The following is a 17950-nucleotide window of genomic DNA, read 5'->3' on the forward strand; positions in this document are numbered from 1 at the left end:
CAAAGCACAAAGCGCCGGCCCGGTTGGGCGGCGCTATCGAAAGCAAATGAAATGGGTCGTGGGGCTCTAATACGGTGGTTAGAGCCGATCCCCCGTGGCGAGGGAGCTTGCTCCCGCTCGGCTGCGCAGCTGTCGTAAATCAACGAATGCGGTTTGACTGAGGCACCGCGGCGCATGGTTTTTGGGCTGCTGCGCAGCCCAGCGGGAGCAAGCTCCCTCGCCACTTGGAATGTGCTGGCCTCAGCAAGCATTCCAGCCAGAGTTGTTGGTGGGTAGAAAATGGGCTCAGCCATCGAAATCACCCAAATTGATATTCAGGCGCCCGAGGCGGTACAGCAGCGTGCGGCGTGGCAGGCCGAGTTCGCGGGCGGCGAGGGTCTGGTTGCCGTCGTTTTTGCGCAGGCAATCGAGCAGCAGGCTGCGTTCGACCTGCTCCAGGCGTTCGCGCAGGTTCAAGCTGTTGTCTTCCGGCATGGCTTCCATGCGCAGGGAAAAATGCTCGGCCAGCAATTCACCGCCCTCACACAGCAAAACGGCGCGTTCGACCAGGCCTTTGAGTTCGCGCACATTGCCGGGGAAGGTATAACCGGACAGGTGATCCAGCGCCGCATCGGACCAACGCACCGCGTCGCGCTGCAAAAACGCACACGCCTTGTCGGCGAAATGCCGGGCCAGATCGAGGATGTCGCCTTCACGCTGACGCAGGGCCGGCAGTTCGATCGGAAATTGCGCGAGACGGTAATACAAGTCCTCGCGGAATTTGCCTTCACTCACCAGCACCGACAAATCCCGGTGCGTCGCGGCGATGATGCGCACGTCAATCTTGTGGGTGTCGTTGGAACCCAGCGGGCGGATCTCGCCTTCCTGCAACACGCGCAACAACTTGGCTTGCAGCGACAACGGCATGTCGCCGATTTCATCGAGCAACAAGGTGCCGCCATTGGCCGCGTCGAACAGCCCGGCGCGGTCGCGATCAGCACCGGTGAACGCGCCCTTGCGGTAGCCGAACAGCTCGCTTTCCAGCAGGTTCTCGGGGAACGCCGCGCAGTTCTGCACAATGAACGCCTGGGACCGACGCGGGCCGCAGTCGTGGATGGCGCGGGCGACCACTTCCTTGCCGGTGCCGGTTTCGCCGCGCAACAGCACGGTGTAAGGGCTGTGCAGGACTTTGCTGATCAGCGAATAGGTCTCGCGCATGGCCTTGCTCTTGCCGATCAGGCCGTAACCACTGGCACTCGGGACGCTGGCCTTGAGCGGTCGTGCATCACCGGTCGGCTGACGCAGACGGTGCAGCAAATGCAGTTGGCCGAGCACAAACGAACCCAGTTGACCGAGGGAATCGGCAAAGCCTTGCAGGTCGATGTGCCGGCGGCTGGCGCACAGCAGCAAACCTTCGACCGCCTTCTGCTGATTGACCAGCGGCACGCACAGCAGCGACTGCCACGGCGTGGCCTGCGGCGGCAGGAAGCTGGTTTCGTGCAGGCTGCCGCTCAGTTCACCGAGGCTCACCACACGGTTCTGGCACAGGGCGAATTGCAGCAGTTGTTCACCGTTGTAATCCGCCGGAAGGCTCGCCGATTCGCGTGGTTGCAGGATGCCGTTCAGGCACTCGGCGTTCATCCCCAAGCAGGTGTGGGTCGCGTCCAGCAAGTACAGCTGCGTCAACTCGCACCCGCTCAGCTCCGCCACCCCGCGCACGAAGTCACCCAGCAGCGCAGCGCCGTCCGCCGCCCGCGACAGGCTGGCGAACTGCGCCAGCAAGGCTTCGGCATACACCAGCGGCTGCGGCACTTGAGTGAACATCACACCCACCTCAGGCGAACTCGCAGGTCACGCTGGCGCCGCCGTCGAGCGTCGCATGGACACGCTTGAGGCTTTCCCCGGTGGCCATCGCATCGAGCAAGCGGTCGGCCACCAGCGGCAGCACATGCAGGTCCAGCAAGTGATCGATCAGGCGTGCGCCGCTGTCGCTTTGGGTGCACCGCTCCGCCAGGTGATCGACGAGGTCTTGCGAGTAAGTGAAATCCAGCTGACGACGGTTCAGGCGCTCGCCCAAACGACCGAGTTTGATTTCGATCAGCTCGCGCAACACCGGACCGCCGACCGGGTAGTACGGCACGACGCGCATACGCGCCAGCAGCGCCGGTTTGAAGTGTTTGCTGAGCACCGGGCGAATGGTTTCTTCGAGCAGTTCGGCGGTGGGTCGTGCGCCGTTTTCGCAGAGCTCGCTGATGCGGTCGCTGCCCAGGTTCGAAGTCATCAGGATCAGCGTGTTGCGGAAGTCGATCTCGCGCCCTTCGCCGTCGTTGGCCACGCCCTTGTCGAAGATTTGGTAGAACAGGTTCAGTACGTCCGGGTCGGCCTTTTCGACCTCATCGAGCAGCACAACGGAGTACGGCTTCTGACGCACGGCTTCGGTGAGCATGCCGCCCTCGCCGTAACCGACATAGCCCGGTGGCGCACCGATCAGGCGCGAGACGGTGTGTTTCTCCTGGAACTCGGACATGTTGATGGTGGTGATGAAACGATCACCGCCGTACAGCAAGTCGGCAAGGGCCAGCGCGGTTTCGGTCTTGCCGACGCCGCTCGGGCCGACCAGCAGGAACACGCCGACCGGTGCATCGGGTTTGTTCAGGCCGGCAGCGGTGGCGCGCATCGAGCGGTCCAGTGCGTGAACAGCTTGTTCCTGACCACGGATGCGGGTGCGCAGGTCGGTGGCGAAGCTCGCGACCTTGGCGTTGTGCTCACGGGCCAGTTGCGCCAGCGGTACGCCGGTCCAGGCGCTGATCACTTCGGCGACCAGGCGCGGGCACACTTCGAAGCTCACCAGACGTTCTTTGACCTGCAGCTCAGTCAAGGCTTTGTGAGTTTCGTTGAGCGCGGTTTCCAGAGTTTCGACGCTTTGCGCTGCGTCCACCGGCAGTGTTTCGATGACGGTGCCTTCGGCATCTTCTTCAACCGTGACAGCAGGCTCGACGGCTGCGGTTTCGCGGGCCTTGGCCAGTTGCTGGCGCAGATCCAGCAAACGCTCGGCCAGTTCTTTCTGTTCGGTCCACAGCGTTTCGAGGGCGACCATTTCGTCTTCGGCCTCGGCCAGGCGATCTTCCAGAGCGCCCAACGCTTCGTGATCGATCAGCAGACCGGCTTCGGCATCACGACGCAGCGCCTGACGTTGACGCCCCCCTTCAGCCAGTTCGCCGCGCAGGCGCTCAAGGCTTTCCGGCGCAGCGGCGAGGCTGATGCGTACGCGGGCGCACGCGGTGTCGAGCACGTCGACAGCCTTGTCCGGCAGCTGCCGACCGGCGAGGTAACGGGCGGACAATTCGGCCGCCGCCACCACCGCGTCATCGCGCAGGTAAATGCCGTGGCTCTTCTCGTAAACCTGAGCCAGGCCACGGAGGATGGTCACCGCTTCGCTGACGGTCGGTTCGTGCAGTTGCACCGGTTGGAAACGACGGGCCAGGGCCGGGTCTTTTTCGAAGTACTTCTTGTACTCCGCCCACGTGGTGGCAGCGATGGTGCGCAACTCGCCACGGGCCAAGGCTGGCTTGAGCAGGTTGGCCGCGTCGGAACCGCCGGCATTGCCGCCCGCGCCGATCAGCGTGTGGGCTTCGTCGATGAACAGGATGATCGGTTTCGGCGACGCTTTGACTTCATCGATGACGCCTTTGAGGCGACGTTCGAATTCACCTTTGACGCTGGCGCCGGCCTGCAACAGGCCCATGTCCAGCGACAGCAACTCCACGCCTTTCAACACTTGCGGCACTTCACCAGCGGCGATGCGCGAAGCCAGGCCTTCGACGATCGCGGTTTTACCGACGCCGGCTTCACCGACCACAATCGGGTTGTTCTTGCGGCGACGGGCGAGGATGTCGACCATCTGCCGGATCGCGCCATCGCGGCACAACACCGGGTCGAGTTTGCCGTCGCGGGCTTGCTGGGTCAGGTTGTGGGTGAAGCGCTGCAGCAGCGATTCGCCGGGTACAGCGGGTTTGCCCGTCGCCGGTTGTTCTTTCTGCGACAGGGCGAATTCTTTCAGGCGCTCGATGTTCAGTTTGGACAGCAACGACTGGTAGCGGCTGCCGGCGTAGCGCATCGGGTTGCGCAACAGCGCGAGGATCAACGCGGCTTGCTCGACCTGGCTTTGGCCCAGTTCAAGGTTGGCCACCAGCAACGCATCCTGCAGCCACTGCACCAGTTCCGGGGCGAACACCGGGTTGCGCGAAGCGCTGTGCTCGACCCGCGATTGCAGGGCGGCGCTCAGCTCACCGGCATCCACTTCGGCGTCTTGCAGCGCGCGTGCGAGCAGGCCTTGCGGGCGCTCCAGCAGGCCCAGCAGCAAGTCTTCGACGAGGATCTTGCTGCCGCCACGGGCGACGCAACGCTCGGCAGAACTTTCCAGATCACGACGGGTTTCGGCGTCCAGCGCCTGGATAAGTTGTTGCAGGTCTACGTTGATCATTGGTCATCTGTCCTTAATGAATTTTGCTGCCCAGGGTCACCACGCCGTCCGCTTTTTCGCGGCCCAGCCAACTGGTCCATCCCAGGCGACAGGCGTTCTGCTCACCGATGCGCAGTTCGCGGATTTCTTCCTGGCGCAATACCAGGCGAATGTCGTAATCGAGTGGGTCACGCAGGGTGAACCGCACCAGCGCGCACAGCGGCTGGTAGCCGAAACCGATCGGTAGGAATTCGTGAAAGCGCTGCCAGTCGAGCTCGCGGATGTGGATACGGAATTTGCCGCTGCGGTCGCGTACGTGTTCGCCCAGCACCAGGTCTTCGCCGAGCAGGCTGTTGGCGCGGCCCAGCCGATTGCGCTGCTCGTCGAGAATTTCCACACGACGCTCGATGCACTGCTCGATGGTCAGTTCGGCGTGCTTGAAGTAGTAACGCAGCACCGCTTCGATCAGCGCCGCCGAGTGCGCCCGCAAACTGAGCAGACCGAGGTACGGCAGCAGGCGTTTCCAGTTGAGTTCCTGGGCCTTGCGGATCTCTTCGCCGCCGAGGCCGATCAAGGCAAACAGCTGCGCCGAAAATGGATCGAGCGCGCCGCTCTGGAAGCTGGCGCGGTAGCGGTACTTGCGCCAGATCGGCAGCATCAGCCGTTGCAGGCGATGGTGAAACAGGTCGAGGAAGTGGCGGGTCGGGTTGCCGTCTTCGCTGTCGCCTAACGCCTGCTCGCCGTAGAACGCCGGCAGCGGCGAACCGGAGCCGACCAGGCCGATCAGGTTGAAGCGCAGGCGCGCGCGCATCTGCCCCTGCTCGTGGAAAAACTCCACACGATCGACGTCGCTGCCGGGGAAACCCAGGCTCGGGTTGGCCTGGAATTCCAGCTGGTCGTACAGGTCGTCTTCGCTCAGGTGCGGGTGGGCCTCGCGCAGCCGGTCAACCACCAGCAGCACGGCCTGAAACAGCGAGTACTCGCGTATTCCTCGGGTCAGTCCGCTTAAAGAAGCGGCTGAAGGCCCATACGTGGTGTCCATTGGTACACCTCTCCTTGTGTACTTTTTACCCGCAGCTCGTGGTACGAATTGAGACTGGCGTAAAGCGCGAAAAACTCGTTGAGAACCGAAGCGAACACGAACAGGTCGCCCTCGCCGATATACCCTTCCGGATCGATGGTCAGCTCGGTGCGCAACCCGCGAACCGGCAACCCTCGGTGCAGTCGATCGACATGCTGGTGCTTGATCGACTTGAGCCCGCCGAGCAGGCGTTTGCTGACTTTCTCCGCGTGCTGGTCGTAATAGCGCGGCAGGTCGTAGGTTTCGAGAATCACCTTCAACGCATTGACGTCGGCCAGCGACAGATAGTTAAGCGACATGTTGCTGATCAGCTTCCAGAGGAAGTCGCGGTTCAGCGGCGGCGCGAAGCTCGACGTGGCCGGGGTGATGTTGCGGAAGCTCAGGAACTCCGGCGTGTCCTCGCATGCCATGCTGATGTCACCGAGCTTGAGCTTTTTGGGCAGATTCTGGTTGGTGCACATCAGCTCGATCGACAGGGTTTCGTGGGCTTCGGTGTGACGGATGCCGAAGCTCAGGTAAGTGTCGAGGCCGTCGTGCAACGAGGACGAACGCTGGCGAATGCTGTAATGCGGGCGGCTGTTGGGCACGTCGAAACTCGGGTCGTGCTCGAAGGACTCGAACGGCACGTACTCCTGATAACCGAGGCCGCCGGGTTTCCAGCCGGTCACGGTTTCCACCGAGAACACGCCGCAGTTTTGCAAATCGAATTCGGCCGGCAGCAGCAGGTATTCGTCTTGCTTGCCGTCGAGGCGAATCGGCAAGGCGTCGTGCTTGAACAGGTTGACGATTGGCGTGCAATAAAGCTTCACGTTGTCCAGGGTCGGACGCATCCGCATGATGCCGCTCTTGCGAATGTCAAAGCGCAATTCGAGGCCGCGCATTTGCTTGAGCGTGTCTTCCGGCAAGGCTTTGAGCAGGTCCAGACCGTTGATATCAACGAAGAGGAATTTGTCCTGGAAGGCGAAGTATTCCTGCAAGTAGCGATAGCCGCGGAAAGTGTTCAGCGGATACGGGATCAACGCTTCTTCTTCGGCAAACCCCACCGGCTGCACGCGGTCGCCGGGCATTTTGAACGCCATTGGCGTGCCGTTGACGCCGTTGATGGGCTTGCCGGCGCCGTCCAGCGGGATCAGCTCGATGCCTTCCAGGTTGCGCAACAGGCTCAGGTAAAGCATCTGGCTGATGTAGCGCTCGCCGGCGAAGTGCAGACGCAGACGACTCAGCTCCAGCTCGCCCAAGTGACCATCTGCGCTCATCTCCAGGCGCAGACTCAACAGCGAACCGTCGCCTTTCACCGAGTAATTCAGTGCGGCCAGATCCAGCGGCAAGACCTCGGTCGGGTAGCAGGTGCGGAAGCGGCAACGCACGTCATCGATCGGCACGCTCTCGACTGGCGTGTCGCGCTCGACCATCAACGCAGGCCCGGAACGCTTCAACGGATCGAACTGCAAAATGCTGAACGCCGGCAGCGGCCGCATGTAGTTGGGCCACAGCAGGTGCATCAGGGAGTGGCTGAGCTCCGGCAGTTCATCGTCGAGCTTCTGGCGCAGGCGACCGGTCAGGAATGCAAAACCTTCCAGCAACCGCTCCACGTCCGGATCCCGCCCGGCCTGACCCAGGAAAGGCGCCAACGCCGGGCTACGCTCGGCGAAACGACGACCTAACTGGCGCAGTGCGGTGAGTTCGCTTTGGTAGTAGTGGTTAAAGGACATCGTGTGGTTGCCTGATCATAATTTAGAGTAAATTCCCACGCTGACATAAGCCGTCGTTCACTTAGTGAGCTTAATTCGCGCCAAAGTAGTCATCGAGAGGGATTCATCCGCCTCAATTAGGAATAACCTCATACGGCGTATTACTGATAAAGACATTCAGCCAACTTTCTTCCCATTGCGGCATGGAAACCGTGAACACTTTGCTTTTCTTGTTGAAGTCGATCCAAGTAATACCGACCTCGTTATCATCCTCGTACGCACGCATATCTAGCGATTGAGTATCGTACAACGGGCTTCGATATACTTTGGCTGAATCCTTCGAATCAATAATTCTTAAGTACGCCATACCGCCAAGCATGAAAATTCTGCCGACACGCACATTCTCAATTACGTAATCTCCTGAAGGGCTGGCCTTAGTTGTACTTGCAGGAAATCCAAGCATTGCGTTTACGCAATAAACAAGCAATGCAAACAACAGCACCAACGAGAGACTGATAGACCACAACCACCTCTTGCTAAACGTGATCATTTTTTAACACCCACATTTTCCGCAACCACACCAACGCCAAATGTGCGCATTATTTATTCCAAACGTTAATAACTGTTAATGGAATACCCTGATAGTGCACGTCAGATAAAACCTGAAAGTCGCCACCCTTACCGAACTCAGCCCGATACTTCACAAAGTGGGAGTTCGTAATATAAAAATAGCGCGCACTGTCTATTTCCTTAAACATAGCTTGAGAGTCTTCGGCACTGAGATACGGATTCGACGCGATGTCTGACCTCATCTGCGCCGCGCCGGCATTTGCAGTGGCTGCATAGGCAGGGTTGGCTACCCCATCAAAATTCCAAAAACCCAGTGGTTGACTGAAATTATCTTCCGGTGCGTCATTGAAGTCGTAGGCATCCTCAGCATAAAAGCCGATACGCTCAACAAATAGTTGAATGCTATCTACAGAGACGACTAACTTCCCTTCTGGAAATACGCGAAGGTTAAAATTTGCCAGCGCAGCCCGGAGCTCATCGGTTTTCTCTATCAAGCCGAATTTGACCGCTCGATTATTACTGTATCCGAACTCTTCAACCTTTCTTGCACTTTCAAACTTGAAAGGGTAAACGCCTGGAGTCGAGCCAAGATACTTATCTTTGACTTTCTTGCTTATATTTTTTCGTCCAGCAGGATTATCCCAAACAGACTTCAACTCTTCAATTACAGCCTTGGCAGGTTCAAACCGCATCAGCCAAGCCATTTTCACGATGGTATCTTCTACATAATTGACGTCTGCAAGAGCGGCGTGGTCTTTGACCTCTTTGCTCATAGCGCCGTCTGTGGTTGGCCATGGCTTGCCATTGAACCAATGGCGCATGAGCTTCGCAGCAACCGGCCACTTCATCTTATCCATCGCGCCAGGTATATCTGTGATTTTGAATTGACGAACAACTGCTGACTTACCAGCCTGATTACTCGCTGGTGTCAGACTTGAAGCTATTGTTGTATCCGCCATATCAAAAACCCTCACTCGTTTTATCCAATTACAACTTCGGATTGCTGCTCAATAATCAACTCATACGTCTCAGCTTCCGATGACGAAATTTTCTGCGTCTTGCCGTCGGCGCCTGTGACACCACTGATTATTTTTCCCGAGGCTGTTTTGAAACTGTATGCAACTCCAGCCAACGGCTTCCCGGTGTCCTGGCAATTGATCACGTAGTGCTCGTTAAACGGCCACTGAATCTCCACCGGCAACGGCGCCACAAACGGCACCGGCGAATGCGAATTCCCGATAATCACCGTCCCGGAACCCGCCGTAACCTTGTTGCCATGAGTCCCGACGGAATCCACCGTTGCCGCCGGTTTGCCGTTAATCAAAACCGTCGTCGCCAACCCGCCCGACATCGCACCACCACACGCCGAGGCATCGCCTTGGCGGGCGGCCGCGAGGCCGTCGAAGAACACATCGCCGGAACCGGCGGCGATCGGGTTGGTGCCGTGGCCGGGGAGCGGGCAAGCGGTGGGGTCGGATACGCGTGCTGCTGGTTTGCCGGACATACGAATCTCCTTAGTTGACCTTGACTTGACCGCTGCCATCCAGGCGCGCGGCGAAACTGACCTGGCGCTTGAAACCATCAACTTCCAGCAGGCCTTCGATGCTGAAGGACAGGCGAAGCTGATCGTGATCACGCGGCAGGGAGATGACACGCACATTGCTCAGGCGTGGCTCGTAGGCTTCGATGAAATTTTCGATGGCCAAACGGGCCTGACTCAGGGAGTCGTGCAGGCTCAGACGCATGTCATTGAGATCGGGTAGCCCGTAGTCGGACAGCGTTTGCACGCTGCCCGCACGGGTGCTGAGCATCTTGGCCAGATGGGCAGCCACGGACGCCATGGCGGAGACCTCGCGGCTCCAGCCGACGCGTTTGTCCGCGTCGCCACCCAGGCGTTCGAAAAGGCTGCCGTATCCAGTCATGAGTTAGGCTCCGCTTACTCTTTGTCCAGCTTGCCAACCAGCGACAGGGTGAAATCGGCACCCATGTACTTGAAGTGCGGGCGCACGTTCAGGCTGACGCGGTACCAGCCAGGCTCGCCTTCGACATCGCTGACGATGATCTGGGCAGCGCGCAGCGGACGACGGCCACGGACTTCGGCGCTTGGGTTTTCCTGGTCGGCCACGTACTGGCGGATCCACTTGTTCAGTTCCAGCTCGAGGTCGGTACGTTCTTTCCACGAACCGAGTTGCTCGCGCTGCAGCACTTTCAAGTAGTGAGCCAGGCGGTTGACGATCATCATGTACGGCAGTTGGGTGCCGAGCTTGTAGTTAAGCTCTGCGGCCTTGCCTTCTGCGCTGATGCCGAAGAACTTCGGCTTCTGCACCGAGCTGGCGGAGAAGAACGCCGCGTTGTCGGAGCCTTTGCGCATGGTCAGGGAGATGAAGCCTTCCTCGGCCAGTTCGTATTCACGACGGTCGGAAACCAGAACCTCGGTAGGAATCTTGGTTTCGATTTCGCCCATGCTTTCGAAGTGGTGCAACGGCAGGTCTTCAACCGCACCACCGCTCTGCGGGCCGATGATGTTCGGGCACCAGCGGAATTTGGCGAAGCTGTCGGTCAGCTTGGTGCCGAACGCGTAGGCGGTGTTGCCCCACAGGTAGTGCTCGTGGCTGTTGGCGACGGTTTCTTTGTACACGAACGATTTGACCGGGTTTTCTTCCGGGTCGTACGGGTTACGCAGCAGGAAACGCGGCACGGTCAGGCCAACGTAACGGGAGTCTTCCGATTGGCGGAAGCTCTGCCATTTGGCGAATTGCGGGCCTTCGAAGTGATCTTTCAGATCCTTCAGGTCCGGCAGGCCGGTGAAGCTTTCCAGGCCGAAGAATTTCGGGCCGGCCGCGGCAATGAACGGCGCGTGGGACATGCAGGCAACGCTGGACACGTACTGCATCAGCTTCACGTCTGGCGAGCTTGGGGACATGAAGTAGTTAGCGATGATCGCGCCCACAGGCTGGCCACCGAACTGGCCGTATTCAGCGGTGTAGATGTGCTTGTACAGGCCGGCCTGCATCACTTCCGGCGAATCTTCGAAATCGTCCAGCAGGTCTTCTTTGGAGACGTTGAGGATTTCGATCTTGATGTTTTCGCGGAAGTTGGTGCGGTCGACCAGCAACTGCAGACCACGCCACGACGATTCCAGGGACTGGAAGTCCGGGTGGTGGAGGATCTCGTCCATCTGACGGCTGAGCTTGGCATCGATCTCGGCGATCATGCGGTCAACCATGGCTTTCTTGACCGGCTCACCGTTGTTCTGCGGCTTGAGCAGCTCTTCGATGAAGGCCGACACACCGCGCTTGGCGATGTCGTAGGCTTCGTCGTCCGGCGTCAGGCGGGTTTCGGCGATGATGCTGTCGAGAATGCTGTATTCGCCGTTCTCGTTACTCTTTTGCTGCGCTGCACTCGTGCTCATGTTGGCTTCCTTGGCTGATGGAGACTCAGGCGTCCTGGGCTGCGGCGTTCAGGCCCAGCTCACCCAGTACGCGACCGCGGGATTCGTCGTCGGCGAGTACGCCTTCGATGGCTTTGCGGAACGCAGGCGCGTTACCCAGCGGGCCTTTGAGGGCCACCAGTGCGTCGCGCAGTTCCATCAGTTTTTTCAGCTCGGGCACTTGCTCGACCAGCGAGGCCGGGTTGAAGTCCTTCATCGAGTTGACGCGCAGTTTCACGGCCAGTTCTTCAGTGTCGCCTTCTTCCTGAAGACGATTTGGCACGCTCAGCGTCAGGCTCAGCTCTTGCTTGGCCAGCACTTCGTCGAAAGTCATTTTGTCGATGCTGATCGGCTTGCGATCTTCGACCTTGCGTTCGTCCTTGCGGTGGGTGTAGTCACCGATTGCCAGTAGTTTCAACGGCAGTTCAATCTCTTCCTGGGCACCACCGGTGGCAGGTTTGAAGGTGACGTTGATGCGTTCCTTGGGGGCTACCGAGCCTTCTTTGGCCATGGCTTTTCTCCTTGCGGTTGTGGCCCTGGGGCCTATTCGAGTACCACTTCGAGATCGAGGTGGCACAGCCTGCGATAAATCTCTTCCTTGCGTTCACGTACGGCATGGTTCTGCGGCAACAACTCGCAGCAGCTATGCAGTAAATGCAGCACTTCCAGCGCAAGATCGGGCTCCCAGGCGTGCAGGCCTGAGTCCTGTAATGTTTGGTCGAGGGTTTCGAGTTGGGTCTTGGCCAGTTCGTATTTCTTGGCCATGAAGCACAACCGCGCGAGGGCGAACTGCCAGAAGAATCGGACGCGCCCGCCGTGGGCACTTTGCAGGCCCTGCTTGAGGATTTGCACGGCAGCCTTGAGGCCGTCCTTGCGCAGAATCGGCAGGACTTCTTCCAGGGCCAGTTCCCAGGCCGGCTGGGTGTCGGCGACTTCGACCTTGTGCGGCGCACTGGCGCTTTGCAGGTGCGGCATGACATTGGCGCTGACCCAGGCACGGGTGGCCGGATCGGCGAACGGAGCACCGTCATGGAAACGCAACTCGACGATGCCAGGCAGGCGCTGAACCAAAAGCGCGAAGTGGATTTCCACTTCGCGCATTGCCATGTCGGCGTTCAATGCCTGGAGACATTCCCAGACCATTCGCTGGCCATCGAACCAGAACGGTGCCTTCGCCAGGCTCGCCTCCAGTTCCACCAGCAGGTCGGCGTATTTGCCCTGATCGTAACGGTCCTGATAGGCCTTGAGCTTGTCGGCCGGCAAACCGCGCAGCACGGTGATCTGTTCAGCGTTGCGTTCAGGGACGGCGTCGATGGGCAACCACAGCAACGTGCGATTGAGGCGCAGGGCGCGCAGGTCGGTGGCTTTTTGCTTGAGCCACCAGGCACACAACGGACGGGCGCTTTCCTGCTGGGCGCGCAGGGCCTTGTGGGCTTCTTTTTCGTTGTCGATCGGCGCGCCGGGCGTTAACAGTTGTGTCGCGACTTGTTTGACCTGAGCCACCGCAGCACCGACCACGCCGGGCTCCGGCTGGTTGTCGGCGGCGCGTTGCACCATGTTTTTCAGGCGGCGGGAGATCGGCAGCAGCAACGGCGCGTCATCGCCCAGATGCTCGGTGCACGCGGCGTCGAGGCCCTCAAGGTGTTCGACCAGCCGCCGGAACATCGGCAACTGCTCTTTGATCGCGATATTTTCGGTCAGCACCTGCTCAAGACGCGGCACCAGCCAACTGATCGCAGCGGAGCGCGTGCGGGCCTTGTTCGGGTGGACGTCGGCCCAGTGGCTTTCGCACAGGTAGTGCAGCAAACCGAGGCCGGCGAGCAGGCCTTGAAAGGATTCGCGCTGGTACAGCGCCCAGGTCAGCCAGGCGCCGACGCGCAAATCCTTGGATTGGGTACGCAGCAGGTTTTCGCTGTTTTCACGGATTTTCAGCCAGTCGATCTGACCGCTTTCGTGCATGGACGAGGCTTTGGCCAGCTCACTTTCCAGTGCTTCATATTCGCTCGAGAAGCGAACATCCTCGCCCGCGAAATTCTCTTTGGAAACAGAGACTTTTGCGAGTTCAAAGTAATGAGCAGAAAGTTTGCTTGAGTAGGACATCCATGGCCTTTAGTTTGGATTACGGTCATACGCCCATTGGAATTCCAACGGCGAGGGACGGTAACGAAGAGCTGCGAAGAGTCTCATCCAATTGAGATCGTGCTCTTACAAAGTGGGCGCATCGTACTCACGATGATGGCCACTAGCAAGCACCCGAGTAAACAATAAGACAAAGTGTGTTTATCACTCCTAGGAGATTTCCCTATATATAGCAAGGGAATCCCTGAGATCGGCTCAACTGTTTATTGTTCGGCCAACAGGCCGAAAACCGTTGAGATAGAGCCATCCAGCCTCTCATCCTGAATAAATCCCGTATTCATTGCCTATGCACTCCCTGAGGCGGACGTGAAGCATGCCAAAAATATAAAAGGAAGAATGTAGGAGCCTTCTGAAATGTTACTGATCGCAATGAATAAATCGATGAGTGACAACAGTCGACAAGAAAAGTGCCATCATAATGATGGCATTTTATAATTAACACAAAGTTCCAGAATGGAACTTTCAGTATCACGGAAATTTCATACTTCGCTTCAGGATCCCTCCTACATCAATACTTTGGAGGCCTTGTTAGCGTGCCCGGCATTTTGACGACTTCCTCAAGCCGGACATGGTTCGGTCGTCGCGTTTTTCTCTCTTGGCTTAAGGACGAGCCACTCGGAAGCAAAAGGATAAGCGCATGTTCGCACCCGCCAATGCCGCGCAATTCACCCTTACGATCCCGACGGTTCGCAACGATTTTAAAGTGCTGGCATTTGAAGGCACTGAAACCATCAGCGCCTTGTACTCGATTCACATCGAACTGGTCAGTGAGTACCCGGATTTCGATCTGGAGAGCTTGCTAAACCAACCCGCATTTCTCCAGTTCGGCCTCAACGGCGAAGGCATTCATGGCCATATCGACGGGGTTTTCGTAGGCGATGTCGGCAAACGCCTGACGCGCTATCGCATGAACCTGGTACCAGCGCTACACGACCTGCAGTTCAGTCATGATCATCGGATTTTCCAGGGCCAGACGGCGCCGCAAATCATCGCTCGGGTACTCAAGGGGCACGGCATTCAGGCCGATGCGTTTTCCTTTCACGTCAGAACGAGTCCCGAGCGCGAGTACTGCACCCAATACGGGGAAAGTGATTTTGAGTTCGTACGGCGACTGTGCGCCGAGGATGGCATTGCATGGCATCACCAGCATTCCCGGGAAGGTCATGTGCTGGTGTTCAGCGATGACCAGACCGCCTTTCCAAAATTGGGTGAAACGCCTTATCTGCAAGACGCCGGCATGGTGGCGGAGCATCCGGTCATCAGCCAGTTTTCCATGCGTTACAGCACCCGTCCCAGCAAAGTCACTCGCCGAAACTACGACCCGAAACGCCCAAGCGCGCTGCTGGAAAGTCGCTTCATCGCCGAGTTCAGCCCCGAGCTTGAGGACTATCGTTACCCACTGTTTTTCGAGAATGAAAAACTCGGCAAACAGCTCGCTCGGCAAGCGCTGGAGCGGCACCGCACCGACTATCAATTAGCGGAGGGCAAAAGCGATCAGCCGTGCCTGCGCAGTGGTCACTTTTTCAGCCTGACGGATCACCCACGTGAAACGTACAACGATCTCTGGCTGCTGCTCAGCGTCATTCATTCTGGAAAACAACCTCAGGTGCTTGAAGAGTCAATCACCGACGCTGAGGACGGTTTTACCCAGGGCTACCGCAATAGTTTCAGCGCGATTCCCTGGGACGTGTTTTATCGGCCTCCACTGCCGGCACCACGTCCAGCGCTGGTCTGCCAGACCGCGCGCGTCACCGGGCCCCTCGGCGAAGAGATTTACTGCGATGAATATGGCCGCGTCAAAGTCGAATTCCACTGGGACCGCGCGGAGCACAACACCGAGAAAAGCAGCTGTTGGTTGCGGGTGGCGTCGAGTTGGGCGGGGGATCATTTCGGCGCGGTGACTATTCCGCGCATCGGCATGGAAGTCCTCGTCACCTACCTCGAAGGCAATCCTGACAACCCGCTGATCACCGGTTGCCTGATCAACAAGGTCACGCCGGCGCCCTACCCCTTGCCCGAAAACAAAACCCGAACGGTACTGCGCAGCCACAGCTCACCGCAAACCGGTGGCTACAACGAACTGTCGATTGAAGACCGCGCCGGGCAGGAGTTGATCTACCTGCGTGCTCAGCGGGATATGGAACAGAAGGTCGGGAACGACAGCCGCCTGGACGTGGGGAATGAACGCCAGGAAACCATCAAGGGAAACAGCATCGCGGTGCTCGGCGCTGAAGAACATCGCACGGTCACGGCGGATCGCAAGGTTCAACTCAAGGCCAGCGACTATCTGCAAATTGCCGGGAGTAGCCACAACCGGATTGGCGAAGCGTTGGTGGTTGAGGCTGGTGAGCACGTTCATATCAAGGCTGGCGCCAATCTGGTGCTGGACGCGGGCGCCAGTATTACGTTGAAGGCCGGTGGTCACCACGTCGTGATCGATGCGGGTGGGGTGTTCAGCAGTAGCGAGGTTGAGGTCGGTGGCTCACCGGTGGCGGGGATGGCGGCGCATGCGTTGTTGCCGGGGACGGTGGCGGGGTTGTTGGCGGCTGTTGTGCCTGCGCCGTTGGAAGAGGATGAGCTGGAGGAAGAAGAGGAGGAAGTTGAAGAGGAAGGGATTACGTTGCGAATCGGGGTGTTCTTCGATGGCACGGGTAACAACAAAGCTAACAGCGAGACCGTGGCAGCGTGTTATGCACCGGATGCCAAACTGGAGGAGGCAGCAGAGGAGGTACAGAAGTATTGCGCTGCTTATGGGTATGACGGCAACGGGAGCTCGCCAGACAATAGTTATGGGAATGATGTGAGCAATATCGCGAGGCTCTACGACTTGTATGCAGATCACTCATCCAAACCTATTCCCGTGGACGAGGAAAAAGCATTTTTGCGCATCTATGTGGAAGGTATCGGCACTAAAAGCAACGGCGAAGACTCGTACCACGGCCTGATCACGGGTAGGGGCGAAACTGGCGTAGTTGCCCGTGTTGAACAGACCCCGGCAAAAATTCTGAAGCAAATACGGTTGTTCCAAGAAGGAAACCCGAACGTAGTTGTAGAAAAAATCGAGTTCGACATTTTTGGTTTCAGTCGAGGTGCTGCAGCGGCTCGGCATTTCGCGAACGAAGTACTTAACGGTGAGAAAGGTGTTTTAGCGCAAGCAATACCCGCCGCATCACCGATCTTTTCTCGAAGCTTTAACTGGCGAATAAAAGCAGGAGTTGCCATCAACTTTATTGGCCTGTTCGACACTGTTGCGGCCATCGCCAAGCCTGGTTTTTTTGACTTTACGGTCGCCAATGGCAAAAACCCTGGAGTCAATCTAAGACTCCCTGACGGCTGTGCTGAAAAGATAGTGCACTTGGTCGCGCGAGACGAAGTCCGCGAAAATTTCGCCCTCAACAGCCTAGGTAGTACAGATCTGGTTTTGCCCGGCGTGCACTCAGACCTTGGCGGTGGTTATTTGCCAATAGCCCATGAAAAACTCCTGCTAGGTAAACCTACAACTAGCACCGTGAGTGAGAGCATGGCGGCAACCCGAACCGCCGCTTACCTTTCCGCTGAAAAAGAGGCATTCGCCTGGTATGGAAAAGGTGTCGTTGACGTCGAAGGTCCGCGCAACAATATCAAAGTGGCGTATTGGGAAAGGCTGCTGCCTTATTCAAAGGAGTCAAATGGAACAAATACAGAACAACAGAAAAAGGTTTTTGCAGCTGCCTCCATCGAACGCCCGGTTCGTGGCGAACTTTCGTTGGTGTATTTGCGGATCATGCGCGAGTTGGCAGTTAGACACCGTGTTCCGTTTGACGTCATCGATGCCAATGACCCGAAACTAGCCCTACCTTTAGATTTGGTATCTATCCACAAAAAGCTACAGGCGTACGCCCTTGGCGACACACAGGTCGAAGGACTGACGGTTGAAGAAAGATCGATGTTACGCAGTCGCTACATCCACCTTTCCGCTTGCTGGAACGCAGCTAGAGACTTTGATAGCAGCGATATGAACATCATGTTTATCAACCGGCCTGCCAATGGCGGAAAACGTGTGGTGCATCCTTATGAGTAATTTCCTACGTCACACAAAAATCAACGCCGGCCTACTTTTAGGTTTGCTGCTGATCGCCAACATACAAAGTTTTGCGCAATCAAGGCACGACGAGCCTTGGTCTCTAGGCTTCGGGGCGCCGGATTACATGGAAGTCTGGATTGAAACAGCGGACGTTGTGGATATCCGCGAGCGTGTGTTTCGTCGCGCTGGCTCTGGGATCGCATCCGTACTAACGCCAAAAGACAACAAGGGGGAGCCCGCTGGCTGGCCCAAAAGTCCCGGCCGAGGTGCCGGTCGTGACGTACTTGGCGCGGACCTGCCTCGTCTGATTTACGTGCGCTGGCAGTCATTGGCAGAACCTCAAACCTACGAGGCTTACATCGTCATTCCCGAATCAGCGCGGGAAATCATGCGCAAACCTGAGAAGGCCTTTTGCAGAGCTGACGGTAAATGGATCACCGACTACCGAGCCGATATAGGGATAGGTTTGGCACCGGGCGGCATTGCTAAAGTCTGGCTCGGCGGCCCCTGCTTAAAGTCGGTAGAGATTGCTCGG

Annotated in this window: 13 protein-coding genes; 2 read left to right on the plus strand and 11 right to left on the minus strand. The window is 58.0% G+C overall.

What is annotated here, in order from left to right; genetic code table 11:
- Positions 1–285: 285 nt before the first annotated feature.
- The 11 genes from ACM6IQ_RS01995 to tssA form a co-directional block, all read right to left on the minus strand.
- The gene (locus tag ACM6IQ_RS01995) at positions 286–1803 is read right to left on the minus strand and encodes a sigma-54 interaction domain-containing protein (protein WP_414877966.1); all 1518 of its coding nucleotides are present in this window, start codon (positions 1801–1803) and stop codon (positions 286–288) included.
- Between the two features lie 10 nt (positions 1804–1813).
- On the minus strand, positions 1814–4462 hold the full coding sequence (gene tssH / locus ACM6IQ_RS02000; protein ID WP_414877967.1) for a type VI secretion system ATPase TssH: 2649 nt from the start codon (positions 4460–4462) through the stop codon (positions 1814–1816).
- A gap of 13 nt (positions 4463–4475) precedes the next feature.
- A complete protein-coding gene (tssG, locus tag ACM6IQ_RS02005; protein WP_031319179.1) occupies positions 4476–5483 on the minus strand; it encodes a type VI secretion system baseplate subunit TssG in 1008 nt (335 codons plus the stop codon).
- The gene (gene tssF, locus ACM6IQ_RS02010; RefSeq protein ID WP_017341536.1) at positions 5447–7234 is read right to left on the minus strand and encodes a type VI secretion system baseplate subunit TssF; all 1788 of its coding nucleotides are present in this window, start codon (positions 7232–7234) and stop codon (positions 5447–5449) included. Before tssF ends, tssG begins: the two co-directional genes overlap by 37 nt.
- A gap of 112 nt (positions 7235–7346) precedes the next feature.
- A complete protein-coding gene (locus ACM6IQ_RS02015) occupies positions 7347–7763 on the minus strand; it encodes a hypothetical protein (RefSeq protein WP_414877968.1) in 417 nt (138 codons plus the stop codon).
- A gap of 49 nt (positions 7764–7812) precedes the next feature.
- Complete coding sequence (locus ACM6IQ_RS02020) at positions 7813–8742, minus strand: DUF6402 family protein (RefSeq protein WP_414877969.1); 930 nt, start codon at positions 8740–8742, stop codon at positions 7813–7815.
- A gap of 20 nt (positions 8743–8762) precedes the next feature.
- Positions 8763–9287 (minus strand): PAAR domain-containing protein, encoded by a 525-nt coding sequence (locus ACM6IQ_RS02025; protein ID WP_259154065.1) that lies wholly within the window; start codon positions 9285–9287, stop codon positions 8763–8765.
- 10 nt (positions 9288–9297) lie between these two features.
- Complete coding sequence (gene tssE, locus ACM6IQ_RS02030; RefSeq protein WP_008150080.1) at positions 9298–9705, minus strand: type VI secretion system baseplate subunit TssE; 408 nt, start codon at positions 9703–9705, stop codon at positions 9298–9300.
- 14 nt (positions 9706–9719) lie between these two features.
- Positions 9720–11195, minus strand: a complete 1476-nt coding sequence (gene tssC / locus ACM6IQ_RS02035; RefSeq protein ID WP_017341541.1) for a type VI secretion system contractile sheath large subunit — start codon at positions 11193–11195, stop codon at positions 9720–9722.
- A 25-nt stretch (positions 11196–11220) separates the two neighbouring features.
- Positions 11221–11724 carry a type VI secretion system contractile sheath small subunit gene (gene tssB / locus ACM6IQ_RS02040; RefSeq protein ID WP_010465292.1) on the minus strand — a complete coding sequence of 168 codons (504 nt, stop codon included), beginning with the start codon at positions 11722–11724 and terminating at the stop codon, positions 11221–11223.
- Positions 11725–11756: 32 nt separating this feature from the next.
- A complete protein-coding gene (gene tssA / locus ACM6IQ_RS02045; protein ID WP_414877970.1) occupies positions 11757–13313 on the minus strand; it encodes a type VI secretion system protein TssA in 1557 nt (518 codons plus the stop codon).
- A gap of 676 nt (positions 13314–13989) precedes the next feature.
- Here tssA and tssI point away from each other — a divergent pair.
- Entirely contained in the window at positions 13990–17412 is a 3423-nt protein-coding gene (gene tssI / locus ACM6IQ_RS02050) for a type VI secretion system tip protein TssI/VgrG (RefSeq protein WP_414877971.1), read from the plus strand.
- Positions 17405–17950, plus strand: a 546-nt coding sequence (locus ACM6IQ_RS02055) for a DUF2931 family protein (RefSeq protein WP_414877972.1), incomplete at its 3' end; no start/stop codon positions are given. The genes tssI and ACM6IQ_RS02055, both read left to right, overlap by 8 nt.

Source organism: Pseudomonas sp. IT-P100 (assembly GCF_949767185.1).
Taxonomy (GTDB): Bacteria; Pseudomonadota; Gammaproteobacteria; order Pseudomonadales; family Pseudomonadaceae; genus Aquipseudomonas; species Aquipseudomonas fluorescens_B.